Annotated in this window: 1 protein-coding gene (only partly in view); it reads left to right on the top strand. The window is 71.9% G+C overall.

Annotated elements, in window-relative coordinates:
• Window positions 1-16,511: the 3' portion of a hypothetical protein gene (locus QQM39_RS38855; protein WP_302002302.1), read on the top strand. Its footprint begins 26,848 nt before the window's first position; 16,511 of the gene's 43,359 nt are visible here — the last part of the coding sequence; its start codon lies off the left edge, out of view; its stop codon occupies window positions 16,509-16,511.

The following is a 16,511-nucleotide window of genomic DNA, read 5'->3' as shown; positions in this document are numbered from 1 at the left end:
TCCTGCTGCTCCCCGGGACACGGATGAAAATCACGGCCCGGCGGACCGTCGACGGCGAATACGAGGTGATCGAGGCCGTCGAGAACCCGCCGGAGTTCCCCGTCGCGGAGCCTCAGCACCCGGCCGCTCAGGCCCAGGCCATGGCCCTGAAGGACGTCCTGCAGAGTCTGTCCGGCACCGGGCCCGTGCTGAAGCGCGCCGACCTCAAGCCGCTCGCCGCGCGGATCGGCGCGGCGGACACCCTGCAGGTCTGGCACCTCTCCGGGCTGGCGGCCGAGGTCTACGGCGGCCCGGAGCACCTCACCGTCGAGCGGCTCGCGACCGTACGCCGGGCGGCGGACATGGCCCGTCGGGTTCTGAGCCTCGGTTCGGCCGGTCCGGTGCTCGTCGAGCACTTGGACTCCCTGGTGCGGCACCTGGAGCGTGCCGCGGACGGCACCCCGGTCGAGGCGGCCGCGAGGCTACGGCTGCTGGACCTGGTCGCGGAGCTGAAGACGCCGGGTCAGCGGGTGACGTACCCCCGACTCGTCGAGGTGTGGCGGACGACGGCCCCCGCCGCCCACGAGCCCGCGCACGTCACGGACGAGGTGCCGGACGCACCGGCGTCCCTCGATGACCCGCCGGCCTCCCTCGACGACTCGTCGCCGCACGGGCCTTCACAGGCGCCCGTCGAATCGCCTGCCGAGGCCACGGCCGAGCCGTCCGAGGCGGCACCGGTTCAGGACGCTGTCACCGAGGCCGTACCCGGTGGTTTCACCGTGGTCGACGGTGATGCGGTGGATCTGGTGGAGCCGGTCGCTGTGGCTGGGGGCCGGACGTTGGGAGCCCTGTACGCGTATCCGGAGTATGCCGAGCATGCGCAGGAGTTCGAGGCGCGTCTGGGTTCGTACGCGGCCGGTCATCCGCGTGCGGTGGCGTCGGCGCGGGAGAGTGTGTCGCGTCTGTTCGACGTGCTGTCCCAGGCACATCCGGACCGTGGTCGGGAGGAGATCGAGCGGGTCTTCTTCAAGGACGAGGTGACGCCGAACGGTCTGCGGTCTCTGCTGGAGCTGGGCAGCGTACAGGAGTTGATGACCGCGTTCCACAACGCGGCATGGCTCAGCGACTCCCCCTTGACGCTCAGGTCGTCGCTGCTGGACATCGCGGGGCGCCGGGACTGGGCTGAAGCGAAGCGGCTGGGGCTGAACGAGGAGGCGCTGCGGGAACAGACGGCGTTCCTGCGCGGCGGGCTGCGCACCCGGATCAACAACGGGCTGGACTCGGTGACGCCGGGGGAGGCGAAGGCCTTCGAGAGGGGCTTCTTCGCTGCGGACGACGACGTGGAGCACTCGGTGTCGTCGAAGCGGGAGCTGCGTCGCGAGCGTGGCATACCGCTCGTGGCCGGTGTGTCGGCGCAGGCGGCGAAGACGGGCAACGCCTTCAAGCTGCTCAACGTGCCCGGCGGGGACGCGGACGGACTCGCCCTGTCGCTGATGGGGTGGATGTTGCCGGCCGAGGACCACTCGCTGTACGAGATCCTGGCGGGCCTGAGGACTGCGGACGTGGTGTCGTCGCTGGCGGCGAATCCGCTGGACGACGCGACCCGGATGTACCGGTTTATTCCGGGGTTGCGGCTTGCCGAGGTGCGGGAGCGGGTCGGCGAGGACGGCATGCTGCCGCACGAGGCCGCCTACTGGTCGAAGCTCAACACCCCGCACGAGCACGGCGGTCTCCGCGAAGGCCGCATGTCGTTCGTGGACGACGAAAGGCAGCAGACGCTGCTGCAGGAGGCCCTCCGGCGGCGGAACGACTTCCGGCGCCTCGCCGACCCGCTCCCGGACGACCGGCAGAACCCGCACGTGCAGATGTGGCTGCGGGACAACGACACCACGCCGCAACAGGTGCTGGAGAGGCTCAGCCTGGGCCACTTCGCCGCCCTGATGACCTACACCGGCCCGGCCTTCCGGCTGATGAACGTGCTGCTCACGTTCAAGTCCGCAGGCACCCGGTCGGCTCTGCGCGTCCTGATCCAGCGTCTGCTCGACAAGCACCTCGACGACAACCGCGTGGTCGTGCCGGGCGTGCTGGCGGGCGACCCCGGCGTCAGCGGACTGCTGGCCACCGACCGCACGTCCATGACGCCCAAGCAGCTGGCGCGGCTCAAGAAGCAGCTCTACGCCGCCGTCGAGCCGCTGCTGCCCGGTGTCGAGAAGGAGCTGTCGGTTCACAACGCGATGCTGGTGGACGCTCTCGCACAGCTGCCGCCGGCCCTCGGCACGGCCTGGCGCGGCACCCGTTCCGTGGGCGACCTCGCCTCGGGGATCGGACGCTTCGTCTCCCCCACCTTCGCCGGATCGGAGCTCTCCTTCGCGGCGTTCTCCAGCTTCGCCCGGGGCCGACGGCAGGCCCAGGTGTTCATGGACTTCCAGGCTCGCCTGCCCATGACCCATCCCGTCCTGGTCGGTGCCGAACTCAGCGGGGCATACAGCCGGGACATCACGGCCTTCTCGGCGAAGCCGCAGGAGCGGGAGATCCTGTTGCTGCCCGGGGCCCGGATGAAGATCACCCGGCGCACGATCGAACAGGGGGAGAACGGCTCCTACGAGCTGATCGTCGCCAAGGAGGCACCGCCGGAGTTCCCCACCACGGACACCCTGAGCCCGGGCGAGGCACGGACCCGCGCCACCGCGCTGCGAGGCGCACTCCAGCGGCTCTCCGGCTCCCGCCCGGTGGTCAGGCGCGCCGATCTCAGGCCGCTCGCCAGGCGGGTGGGTGCGAACGGCGGGCTCAACCTCTGGCGGTTGGCCGATGTGGCGGGCGACGTGTACGGCGGCCCCGAGCACCTGACCGTCGAGCGGCTCACGACCGTGCGCCGCACCGTGGACCTGGCACGCCGGGTCATGAAGCTCGGTTCCGAGTGGCCGGTCTCCGTCGGCGATCTCAACGCCCTGGTGCGTCGCCTGGACCGCGTGGGGCCGTACGACGTGGTCGACCCCGCCGCGCGGCTGCGGCTGATGGACCTGGTCGCCGCGCTCAAGACACCGGGCCGACCGGTGACGTACACACAGCTCGCGGAGGCGTGGCGGACGCCGCGCGGTGTGGCGCCCTCACGGGGTGCGGGCGAGGTGTCAGACCAGCCGGCCACCCTCGACGACCCGTCGCCGCAAGGGACCTCGCAGGCGCCGCTCGAGCAGCCCGCCGAGTCCGAGCGTTCGGAAGCACCGGGCCAGGAGCTCCGCCCCGCGGAAAGCCGGACGGAGCACGTGGAGTCCGCCGCTCAGGACCAGGTGGAACAGGAGCCGGGCAGCCCGGCTGCCTCGGTCAGTTCCCTCTCCAGCATCGGCTCCCTCACCTGGCAGAACGGCTCCGAAGCGGAGGTGGGCGGGTCCGAACGGGGGCTGGACGGATCCGAATCCTCGCTGACCGACCTCGACGCGGGGCCGCTCGGGGACGAAGCCTCGCCGGCCGAGGACGGCCTGTCGGTGCGGGCGGAGACGAACGAGGCCGCCGAGCGGCAGTCCGTCATCGCGGAGCGTCAGGAGGCCGGGGGCCCGGCGGCCGTCGGCGCCGACGGCCGCCGGGAGCTGCCGCTGACCGGCGTGTCCGAGGGACTGCCGGACGGGCTGCTGGTCCGGCTGCCGCACGGTGCCGACATGGCGCAGCGGCGGCCGGAACTGATCACGCCGCCTCACCTCGCCGGTTCGTTCCTGGTCGCCCCGCTGGAGGGCGAACGGGCCGAGCGGTTGCTGGGCGGGTTCTCCCTCACCGATGTGATGACGGGGATCACCCGCTTCTTCGACGCGGACGCGCGGGAGTCCATGCCGGCGGAGATGCCGCGGGACGACGAGGCATCAGGGTCGCCGCTCACCCAGGTGATCGGGCAGCCGACGACCGGGCCCGCGCACCGGGCCGACGGGACCGAGACCGCGCCGCGGCCGACACAGGCACCCGCGCCACAGGCCGCCACCGAGGGCGCCCGGAAGACGTTGACCGACCTGTTCGCCGAGGCCGACGTGGAGGACGTGCTCGGCCTGAGCGACCACCCGCTCGACCCCGCCGAGCTGATGCGCCGGGCGCGGGCGGAGCAGCCGAAGGTGACCGGCGACATCGACGGCTCCGACGTGCGCACCGCCGTCGTCCGGATGGTCGGACTCGCCGCCGCCGAGCGCGGTACGTACGCACTGATCGACAACGCCTTCTCGGACGAGCAGCTCAAGGCGAACTTCCACCGCGCCCTGGACGGCGGTCACCTCGTCGACTTCAGTGGCCGGAGGAACGGCGGGCCACAGGTGGTCGTGGAGGCCGTGGGCCTCGGCACACCGCACGGTGTGACGGACGGCACCGACGACTTCACCTTCAACCGGACTCAGGTGGTGGAGGACCACAGTTCGTCGGCCACCCGCCAGCCGCCGTCCCTCGAACCGGCGGCGGGCCGCATCCCGATGCCGTGGGTGCAGGTCCAGGCGAAGATCGCGGGGATCTTCAACGCGCGGGACTCGAAGCAGTCCGCGAAGACCAGGCGCAGCATGAAGACGAAGGTCGTTGAGACCGGGGTGCCGGTCACGACGGCCGGGCACGACGTGACGTACCGCGTCTCGGTGCGCAAGCCGGGCCGCTGGCCCTGGAGCAAGGCCAGGGTCCAGGAGGACATCGTCCACGTACCGGTGCAGCTCACCTGGCCCAAGCCGGCCGAGGACACCGCCACGCGGAGCGACGGCCGGCAGGGCATCGAGCGGCTGCGCACCGAGGAAGTGGTGCACGCCGAGTTCACCAGCGTCGGCTCCGGTGTCGTCCGCGAGGTGGAGAAGGCGCTGGGCCGTGAGTTCGACGTGAACGACCCCGTGGCGCGGGATCTGCGCACCTGGCTGGAGCGGCTGCCCGAGCATGCGACGGAACTGTTCGGCGGTGAGCCGGTCCGCAAGTCCTTCCCGTTCAAGGGCCGTTGGGGGCGGACCCAGGTCATGCTGGCCATCGCCAAGGACGTCGTCGTCCAGGACTTCCCGGACGCGGGGGGCACCGTCACCCGCACCCATGAGATCAGCGAGGAGAACACCTCGGGGCAGGGCGTGACCCAGCGCTGGGGTGCCGGTGTCACGGTGGGCGTGGGCAACACGACCCATGCGACGGGCACTGTCGGCCCGGTCGTCCTGGGCTACGGACTGACCAGGAACACCAGCGACGTCACCGACAAGCGCGAGCGCACCGAAGCCGAGAAGTACAGCGGGCCGGTACACAAGCGCCGGGCGGAGTTCACCCTCGTCGTCCGGGTGGGCGGCCCGGACGGTCAGGCGCAGCGGGTCGACGGCGGTGTGGCGACGCTGTGGACGCGCGAGCGCGACGCGGCGGCGCCGGCAAACGACGCCCAGGACGCGGTGTCCGCCGATGACCCCGCGGAGACGGAGGAGTCCGCCACGCCGGGGGCTGCCGTCGAGGAGCCGGCGGGCGTGAGCCGGTTCACCGTGGCGGACCGGCTGGACTCCGTGTACCGGCTCGCGGACGAGACGGTGGAGGACATCGTCGGCCGGGTGCTGCACCGTCTGCACGCGGAGGGTCTGCTGGACTCCGCCCGGCTGGACAGGACGAGGACGAGGCTGCGCGCCTTCCTGCGGGAGCACGCGCGGGAGCTGGCGAACGGCGGGGACGGGGTGCGGTTCCCCTTGAGCGCGTGGTCCAGCGGCGCCCCGGATGTGTTCGTCCGCGGTGTGCTGCGCCCCGCGGACGGCCGATATGTGCCCGGCGGGACGGCGGACGTGACGCTGACCGGTTCCACCTCCGCGAGCCACGCCCAGAGCACCTCGCTCACCAGGCGCCGGGACAGCTCCGTCGGCGTGGCGGCGGCCGGGTACCTCGTCGACGGCGACGAGATCGACTACGCCTCGACCGGGCTGGCGTACAAGTCCAACCAGGTCGACACCCACAAGGTGACGCAGCGGCTGGGTTCCGAGCGGCCGCTGGGCGGCGGCACGGGCGCCCACCGCTTCGACTTCCCGGTCGACTTCGAGGTCCGGGTGGGCGGCCGCTGGTCGATGCCGGGCGAAGTCGAGCGGTGGCGGGACACCTCGGGCGACGGGTCCCCCAGGATTCACGGCCGGGTCGAGGTGGCGGTGCCCCAGCGTGCCGCGGTGCCGCTGGCGGAGCCGTCGCGGGATACGGCCGAAGCGTCCACCCCGGTGTGGCAGGAAGGGAACGCGCCGGAGTCCGACCAGCGCGTGGGACGCCTGCCGGCCGACTACCAGCTGGACTCGCTGAAGCCGGTGCCGGAGCTGCAGAGCACCATGGCCGAGATGCTGGCCGCACCGCCCGGAACGAGCTGGCGGGAGTTCTACCGCCGGCCGCTGACGGGCAGCGCCCCGGCCGAGTTCGACCAGCACCAGGGCAAGAACTGGCTGGAACGGAAGCGGGACGAGATCAGCGAGCGCAACGCCGCGCTGGACGTCCTGGAGAGTTTCACCGGTCCGACGGCCCGGATGGCCGGTTTCGAGCGGGCGGTGGGACTCGCGGACACCGTCCCCCTGAAGAGCCACAATCGGGCGGGACTCGCGGGCAACCGCGAACTGTTCGCTCGCGTGGGCCTGTCGGCCCGGCTCGGTGACCCGCGGATCGTGGCGGTCGACGAGCAGCACCGCTTCGGCGGCACACGCCACGGGCAGGTCGAGCGGGCTACGGACGCCCAGCAGGGCTGGGCCGTGAAGGCCAAGCTCGGCGGCGGCATCCTGACGCCGATCCCCGACGCGCACATCAACGTCGGCGGCGAGGTCGGCGGCTCGCTGAGCTATGTCGAGACGCAGGGCACGTCCGCCGGGCGTACGGCGAGGGACGTGTCCACCGACGAGTGGGTCGAGCGCGGCTATCTGGTGAGCTTCGACGCGACCTACCAGGCCCGCACCACCAAGGACCAGGCGTGGCAGGACCTTGCGAAGCGGCTCCATCGGGACCCGGCCCAGGAACGGTCGTCCTGGGTGCAGGTGCCCGACGCGGTCACCGTGTGGGTGCCGGCCGGCGAGATCCACCGAGTCGGCGAACTGACCCAGTCGGACATCGCCAAGCTGGCGGCGCGCGACGCGGAGCACTACCGCGCGACGGTCGCCGAGGCCGAGGCCGACGTGGACACCGAAACGCGGCAGGATCCGGACACGCCGGCGGCGGAGTCCCCGGCTGCGAACTCTCCAGTGGCGGAACCCCCGGCTCAGGAGTCGCCGGCGCCGACCGAGACGCCGGACGTGCCGACGGTGCGGGCGCCCGCCAATGTGGGCCGGGGCAGCGGCAGCGTCGACCTGTACCGGCTGGAGGCCGGCGGTGAGCTGGTCCAGCAGATCGCGCGCCGGCTGAACGAGTGGTCCGTGGCGAACGGGCAGCCGACGAGGTTCGACCGGATCAACGAGCGGCTGGTGCACGACGTGCTGGGCCCGGTGCTGTCGGGGCCCACCTCCGGTACGGCGATCGAGCAGATGCTGAACGGCGGGCGCCCGGTGTTCCTGGAGGGCGACACGGCCTTCGGCAAGGTGGAACAGCTGGTGGTGCTGAAGGCGGAGCTGGGCCACGGGACTTACCACGCCACGCGCTCCCGCCACACCTCGCGCGGCGGCCTGGACACGACCGAGCGCACGGCCGACACGACCCAGTCCGGCATCTCCGCCCTGTGGGGCGCGTACCTCGCCGCCAATCCGGGCGCGACGGGCATGCCGGGCGCGATGTTCATGGCCGGAGTCGGCGGTTCCCGCTCCTGGACCACGAAGGACGAGGTGTCGAAGGAGCACACCGACTCGCTCACCGGCTCCGAGTCCGGGGTGAGTGTGCAGTTCCTCCACGATCTGCGGGTGACGATGGAGGTGCATCCGCACGCGAGTCCGGGCACCTACAGCAAGCATCTGCCGGACTGGATGCCCAAGCCCGGCGGCCGCTCGTTCGACGGCTCGTGGACCGAGCAGTTCACGCTGCCCGGTGCGGCTCGCTCCACCGTGCCCGCGGAGGAGGTGCTCCCGGCGGACGAGACGGGTCCGTCGACCGGGGCGCCGGTCCAGGGTTCGCTGTCGCAGTGGCAGCAGGATGCCGGACTGCCGGTGGGCCTGCCCACGAAGACGCTGGTACGTCCCTTCGACGCGCCGCAGCTCCACGAGGTGCTCAACGACCTGGCCTTCGCGGGCCGGGACGGACGGCCGGTGCTGCGCCCGAGCGCGGGCTTCAAGCTGCTGTCGCAGACGGGTTCCGAGCTGCTGCGCTCGAGGCTGCCGGAGGCGCTCTCCGAGCAGGGCCAGGTGATCGACGTCGCCGGGGACGCTCTGGCCCAGGTGACGGTCAAGGCCGACGTGGTGGATCGGGAGGTCGTCCGGGTGATCCAGGGCGGCTCCCTGACCAGGACCGCCACCGACACCGCGAAGGCCGAGACGACCTGGACGAGCGCGGGTGACCTGGGCCCGGAATGGATCGCCGACTTCCGCCAGCCGACGATCCAGGTCGACGACCAGACCGCGGCCAACCGCCCCAACGTGCTGCTCGCCGATCCGTACAGCACCTGGCTGACGTACGGGGAACCGAAGTCCGTCGCAGCGGAGACGACCCCCGAGGTTCCGAAGCCGGCGGAGGAAGCCGAAGCAGGCCCCCACTACCTGGTGCGGCTGACTCCGAAGTGGACGGTCACGCCCGCCTACCGCGAGAAGAAGATTCCTGCGCGGAGCCGTCCCGCCCTCGCGGAGTGGCAGACGCCGCTCACCACCGAGCCGGACGAGCCCATCCTGGTGGTGGTCGACCAGGAGGGACTGGCCCGACTGGGCCTGCGCGAGCCCGGTGACGACGACACCCGGACGTCGCTGCCGACGGTGCCCGAGGAGTTCGAGGAGCCTGCGGAGCACGCGAGCGACCTTGCGGAGCAGTCGCCGCGACCTGCCGCCGATCCGGCGACGCGGGTGCGGGTGGTGGAGGAGCCGCTGCGCGACGCCGGGCCGCTTGCCGGGCACCTGCTGCGGCGAACCGACACTCCGGCGACCGAGACGTCCCCGGCGTCCTCGCGGCTGGAGTTGGTGGACTCCGCAGGTGAGGTCGTCCCGGACCGGACAGTGCTGCCGCGTGAGGACGGCGGGTTCGTCATCCAGGGCCCTGAGGGCAACCTCTACCTGGACTCCGCCAACCGCTTCGAGTACCGCGAACTGGAGCTGCCGGGACTCGACCACGTGGTGCGGTTGTCGGTGCCGACGGGCATCGAAGGTCCGCTTCAGCTCCTGAACCGTCAGGGCGACCCGGTCGAGGGCGGACGCCTCGCCCGCTTCCCGGACCGCCTCACCGCCACCGTCCCGCTGACGGACCCGAACCAGGGCACCACGGCCGAGTGGCACTTCGACAACCGAGGCGCACTGGTCCGTCAGGTCCTGCCCCAGACCGGCCAGTCGTCCGCCAGCATGGTCATCGGCCGCGGCAAGGCACCGCTGGACGCGGTGGAGACACCGGGCGACGTGTCAGACGTAGCGAACGTAGAGGACGTAGCGGAGACACCGTCGGCCGAGGCCCCGGCGGAGCAGCCCGCTCAACAGGCCGATCAGGCCGAGCAGGACCAGCAGGACCGGCAGGCCGAGTCCGGCGACGTCACCCAGGAGCCGGAGGAACTGGAGGAGGAGCCCGAGCAGACGGCAGGTCGCGGCAGGGAGCCGCGGGCGCGGTGGCAGCCGGGGCTGCCGACCGTCCCCGAAGGGCTGCACGCGACTCCCCCGTTCCGGCTGCTGGTGCCGTCGCCGGAGGTGATCGCCCGGTACGAGCTGCTGGGCCTGCCGGCGGTCCCGGAGGTCATGGACGCGGGCGGGAAAGCGGTGCCGGGCTGGACGGTGACGTCGCGAGCGGACGGCGGGTACACCGCGTCCGACGCGTCGGGCGAGACCCGCTGGCAGTTCGGTGCGGACCGGGTGCCGCAGGCGTTGGACGTGCGGTTGACGGGGACGGCGGACTTCCTGCGGTTCGCCGCCGGTGCCGACGGTTCTGAGCTGTCCGTGGTGGACACGGAGGGCGCGGTGGGTACGGAGGGCACGAACCAGTACCAGCTCGGCGAGGTCCGCGACGCGGCGGGCACGCTGACCGAGGTGTGGGTCAGCACTCCCGGCGATGACCTGGGGTGGCGTTTCGACGGAACCGGCGTACCCCGCGACGTCGAGGTGCCGCTGACCGGCGCGGGGCTGCCCGACCACCTGGCGGGTGCGCTGATCCGCAAGCTCCGGGTCCCGGTCTCCGAGACCGCGCCCTCGGGCTGGGTCGCCGAACTCGTCGCCGACGACCCGTGGGTCGTGGCGTCCCACGGGCTGGAGACGACCTCGGACGCGTACGTCCTCATCGACCGGGTGACCGACGAGGCGCTCCGCTTCGGCACGGACGGGGTCCTGGTACCGGTCGGCGCGCACCGTGAGGCGCCCTGGCGGACGTTGCTGCGCCGGCTGAACGAGGGGCTGTTCGCGAAGCGTCCGCCCCTGGTGGAGCCACAGAACCACCTGGGCACCATCGGCCTGGAGTACGACCCCGAGCTGGCCCGGATCTTCGACGAGACGCTGCCCAAGGCGCGGCAGAGCGGCACCCGCGGTGAGACGCCTCCGTTGCTGACGTCGTTGATCGCCGACGATGCCACGGACTTCCTGCAGCGTGCCGGACTCGACCCGGCGTCGGACCGGGAGGAGCTCGCCGAGCTGCGGGCAGCGGTCCATGAGGCGCTGTGGACGGACGCCCGGCGGGCCCTGGACGAGGCCGGGCCTGTCACGGACGCGGCCGGGCGTTCCGTGAACGGATTCACGGTGCTGCCCGCCCAGCCGAACGGTCTGCGCCCGGTGGTCCACGAGGCCACGGGGCTGGAGACCAGGTTCGGGCGCTCAGGCCAAGTGGTTTCGCACCAGGTCTACTTGCACGAGGTCACCGAGGAGCTGGTGGGACGGCGGATGCTGGTCACCCGCGGCCCGGGCGGGGAGTTCCTGTTCGAGTGGGCGGACGTGCCCGAGGGCGCGGAGCACCTCATCGTGAGCTGGGCGGGCGACGAGCACGAGGCGAGCGCAGACGACCCTCTCCGCCAGTTCCTCATCGCGAACGTGCGTACCAGGGCGACGTATTTCTTCAGCGCGGACGGCACCCGAACCGAGGCTGTTGGCGAGCCGGAGGTCTTGTCGCCACGGGCGTCCGAGATCGAGCAGCCCCAGGGGGCGTCCGAGGCATCCGAGATCGCCTTGGAGTCATCCGAGACCGAGCAGTCCCAAATATCGGCCGACGCCGACGCCACCGACACCGCACAGCCGCACGAGCAGGAGCACGAGCAGCAGCCGGACACCCCCACGGCCCCTCCCGAGCCGCAGCCACAGCCACAAGATCAGCCAGATCCGGAAGCTCAGCCACAGCCACAACCGCAGCCCCCGCACGCCGAAGCCCCCTGGTACATGGGCCAGGACGACATGGACGCGCACGGTGAGCTGAACGTCATCGCCGTCGACCCCTGGGACGAGGCGCTGATCCGGCAGTGGGCCAACAACATCGCCTACGCGGTGCGAAACGACGGCGACAGTGCCGAGCTGACGACGGGCATCCGCGAGGGTCTGCGCACCCTGCTCCGGGACGGGACCGTACCCGAGGCGTTGTCGGCCGGCCGGGACACCGCCGGCACGTCCACCGCGGACAAGGACAAGGAGCGGCGGCTGGACTTCTGGGAGGCGGCCCTCCAGCGCGGGCTGCGGCTCACGGCGGGCGGTCGTGTGGTGTGGCTGCGGCCGGTGCTGCGCGATGTCGAGCCGTTGCCGGCGACCACGCCCGCTGTCGAGCAGTACGCCCTCAACTGGACCAAGCCGGCCACCACGCACAAGTCGGCGTGGGAGCAGGGCTGGGGCGCCGGGACGTCCGTACTGACGGCGATCTCCACGGGCGCGAAGGTCGCGTCGTCGGTCACACCCGCGCCGGTACTCACCTTGGAAGCGCACCGCACCGGCGAGACGCAGACCAACCGCACGGTGGCCTTCGACCGCAAGGTCTTCATGCAGCAGAGCACCCCGTTCAGTGCGGGCCTGAAGCTGCGGATCTTCGTCGACGGCGAGGAACGTCCCCACGACGTGGTCACGCCCGCCCGTCTCACCGTGCAGCTCCCCAAATCGCTGACCGTGCCGGGTGCTCTGCGGCACGTCGCCCACGAACCGTCGCGCGGCGGCGAGCCCTCGGACACTGGGTATCAGCGGGCCCGGACCATCATCAACGCGATCGATCTGATCCCGTCGGCCGCCGAGTTCGAGCGCCGGCTGCACTCGGCGGGGCTGTCCGCCGATGTCGTACGAGCCCTGATGGACCGGACTCTCACCCAGCTGAACGAGCGGTCCGCCATCAACCAGAGCAAGAACCTGCTGACCAACGGGCTGGTGACGGGGCAGGTGTCCGGCTCCCTGGGCATCGGCAGCTCCTTCAGGGGCCATGTGGCGATCCACGCGACGGTCGAGGGCCTGCGCTATCTGGGCGACACGAGCAAGGTCCCCGTACGTGAGGACGCCGCGAACACGCTGGCCGTGCGCCGGAAGGAGGGCGCACGCACCGGCTTCTCGCTGGGCGCGCGGGTCACCGCGGGGCCGGCGGAGTTCTTCTCGCTCACCGGCGAGTTCAACCGAGCCACCGGTCACGGCCTGGCCCTCGCGACCGACACCCACACCATCGTCCAGACCACCGAAAACCATGCGCGCTACCGCGCCTCCCTGAACCTCACCCTCGAGGTGCGTTCCACCACCCACCGGATCGAGCCGGTCACCCTGACCGTGCCGGCCGAACTCGCCGTCCCCAGCCATGAGGCCGCCGACTTCGAGCACCGCGTGCTCGGTCCGGACGCCACGCTGCTACGGCAGCCGCAACCGGAGCCGGACGGGCCGGTGGAGGCCCACCCGTACGTGCGGGCGCTGCTCGCCGAGGCCGCCGAGCTGGGCGTAGGCCTGCCGGAGGCGGCGTTCCGGCGCCCGGAGCGGCTGGACGCGGAGCTGCCCGAGCCGCACGAGCGCGAGCCGCTGGCCCTGGCGGCGCGCAAGGGCCCGGGCTTCGGCATCCTCTTCGGGCTGCCCGGCGCCGAACTGGTCCACGACCAGATCCGGACCGTCATCGAGCTGACGCACCAGCAGCTGACCGGTCGCCGACCGAAGTTGACGTTCGAGCCGCCCTTCGTCAAGCTGCGCCGCCCCCGGGTGAACTGGGCGGGCGCCGACGCGGACCTGCTCACCTCGTTCGGGCGGGCGACCCTGGAGACCGACCTGGCGCAGCTGATGTCGGGCATCGAGCACTCGGTGCGGCTGGGCGGCCGGACGTACCACGTGTCGATGGCGGCCCGGCTGCTGGAGCGCGTCGGCGGCATCACCGGTGATGAGGCGCGGCCGATGTCGCTCAACGTCCGCACCAATCAGGGTGCCACCGTCACGGGAGAGCGGAAGAACAGCTGGAGCGTGCGGGGCTTCCTCGGTGCGCGCGGCCGGGTCGAGCTGGCCGAGGAGGTGCGACTGCAGCTCGGGCAGGCGGGTGTGACCGGCGGGATCGGGAGCGGAACCAAGCAGGTGTTCTCCGGTGGGGCGGCGTCCGGTCAGCGCGCGGACATGAGCGGCAAGGTCGACGAGCACGTCTACAACGTGATCTACGAGCTGTCCGTGCGCACGGAGGGTCACCCGGAGCAGAGGTGGTGGATCGACAAGCCGGGCCAGGTGGTGGCCCAGGTGGCCGTGCCGCACCTGCACGTGCCGGTGGAGAGGATCTCGCGGGAATCGCTGCGCGAGGCCTACGAGACGCGGCCGCTTCCGGCGCTGCCGGCCGTGGACCGGCAGGTGGACTTCGCCGGCCATGGCGCCACCGCCGTGTTCCGGTCGGTGACAGCCCCGCCCGAGGTGGTGCGTGCGGCGGCGGAGATGTACCGGAAGGCCAACGGCCATCCGGACATGTGGCCCGCGGACCCGGCGAACTGGCCCGCGGAGATCAGGGCGCTGTTCTCCCCGAATGAACTGGTGGCGCGCTTCCCGTCGCTGACCAGCGCTCAGGGACGGCGGACGGAACTGCCCGACGGTCCCGACGGGTGGCACCAGGCTCTGCGGCTGCGGATCGTCGCCGTCGACCCGCACCATGTGCGGGCCCACGACGGCTCCGACTTCAAGCTGTGGCAGAACAGCAGCGCCTCCGCCAAGTACGAGCACGCCGACGACCGCACCCGTGCCCTGGGCCTGGCGGGCCGGCTGGGTCCGGTGGTGCACCTCGGCCACGGTGCGGATGAGGGCGAGGAGGCGGCTTCGGCCGGCGAGGAAGGGGCCGCGGCCGGACAGCGCAACGCCCTGACCGCCGAGGTCGGCGGCACCCTCGGCGGCGGGTTCCAGTGGGGCTGGGAGACCGGCGACAGCACCGCCGTCGGGCCGATCGGCATCACGCGCGGCACATACGGCGGCCCCAAGCACACCTACCGGGCCGACGCGGTGTTCCAGATCACCCTCGACCGGTGGCGTGGGCGCCATCTGACCGACGCCGTGACCCGCGGCACCTCCGGCACGACCAGCGACGAGCTGACCATGGAGGTCAGGCACGGCCTGGACTTCGTGGTCCCCGAGCGCCGGATCTTCGACCTGGGCCTGCCGGTACCGGACGGCGTGGACCACGTCGAACCGCACCCCCCGACCGACCACTTCGACCCGGCACTGCTGTCCGGAGGGACCCACCCGGAGGTCCTCAAGTCCGACGGCGTGCTGGACACGATGAAGCAGTGGCTGACCGAGCAGCGCCTGCTGCGGCCCGGCCCCGACGGCGTCGGCCACCTGCCGAGCCAACTGCTGAGCGAAATCGAGGCTTCTTACTCGCCCGCGGCCCTGCTCGACCAGTTCACCCTGCTCAACACCACCGGGGTCACGCGGTGGTGGCCGATTCCGTCGGCCTTCGGCGCCACCCGCTACCTGTGGACCAAGGTCACCGCCGCGACCCTGGAGCCGATGTCACAGCACGACCGGCCCGAGATGACGATGCTGCTGCGCGGCAAGGCGATCACCGAGAACACGACCAGCACGTCCCGCTCGACCGAGGTCGAGGCCCACGCCGAACTGCACGGCAGGGTCGGCACCTCGACCACCGGCGGACTCCAGCTCGCGGGCGGCTGGTCCCGCGAGGCGAGCACGGCACACGAGCAGCACGCACAGGGCGTGGGCGTCTACTGGGGCCAGACCAGCAACCCGTCGGTCGAGTTCCAGCTGCGCCAGCGGTTCGACATCGAGATGGACATCACCCAGGAGATGCCCGAGATCCTCGCCGCACCCGTGCGTGGCTACCACGGCGTGACGCTCGCGACTTCCAGCCTGCTGGGCCACCGCCGCCACGCGGCAGGACGCATCCAGCAGCATCCGTCGTTCGTCGCCCGGTTCCCGCGCCGGCCCGAGGAGGGCTCCGTCGACGGCTGGGTACGGGTCGTCATCCCCAAGCACACCGTCCGGCCGGGCCTGGCACCACAACCGGTCGCACAGCCCTCCCAGAACACCGTCGCGCGGTGGGAGTCCGAGGAACGGCCGTCGAACGACGCACTGGTGGACCTGATGGCCGAGCACGGGCATCCCTGGGCGCTCCCCGCCGCCACGGCCGTGAACCGCTGGGCCGTGCTGCCCGCAGCCCCGACCACCTCGCGTCCCCAGCCGACGACGCCGGAGTCCTGGCGGCCGAACGGCTCCACGCTCTTCGGCCTGCTGTACGACCACCTCACCAACGAGGTGCACATGCGGCTGAGCCTGGAGCAGCTGCTGCGGCACAAGTACGAAGTGCTGGTCGGCGGCGAGAAGGTGACCGTGGGCATGCGGATCACCAGCGCCACCGCTCTGCCCGGGTCCGAAGTGAAGATCCTCTCCCGCCACTTCAACCAGGGCCGCGACACCGAGGAGCACGTCAGCGGCGCGGCCAGTGCGTGGTTCGCCGGCATCGGCCCGGCCGTCGGCGGGGAGGTCGACGGCCACTCGCTGCGGGACTCGCTGCCGCTGCGCTACGAAAGCCATGGCTCCGGGGAACAGGCCGGGGAGTCCGAAGAGGTCCTGGAGCGCAACACGGCCTCCACCCGGCAGTTCCGCTACTACAAGACGGACGTCGAACTCGTCCTCTCCGGCCCGCACGGAAACCTGCTCGTCGACGCCCCCGGCGGCCTGTACCTCATGCTCCCCACCGACCTCGAGGACTCCCCCGCCCTGCGGGAAATCCTCGTCACCGAGCCGGAGCCCCAGCAGCCGGACAACGGCGATGACAGGGACGGGGACGGGGACGGCGCAACGCCGCACACCGCCCCGACATCCCACGCCGAGCGCCCGGTTGACCCCCTGGTCGAGGCGTTTCTGACCCGCATCAACGGTGATGCCGCGTCGGACAGCCGCCGAGCAGAACCTCCCGTTTCGCCGGCGCCGCCGCCGGAGTCGGCGCCCGAGCACGAGTCCGACACGGTGGTGCACCAGTCGGACGGCCCGGAGACCGCCGAGGCCAGTGCGGAAAGGTTCCTCACACTGATCAACGATGACCGACGCGCAGCCGATGCAGGCAGCCGTACCGATACCGACGAGGAATGA

The sequence above is a fragment of the Streptomyces sp. DT2A-34 genome (assembly GCF_030499515.1).
In the GTDB taxonomy this organism is placed as follows: domain Bacteria; phylum Actinomycetota; class Actinomycetes; order Streptomycetales; family Streptomycetaceae; genus Streptomyces.
Note: the sequence above shows the minus strand (reverse complement) of the source record. Positions and strands in the feature narration are given on the sequence as shown.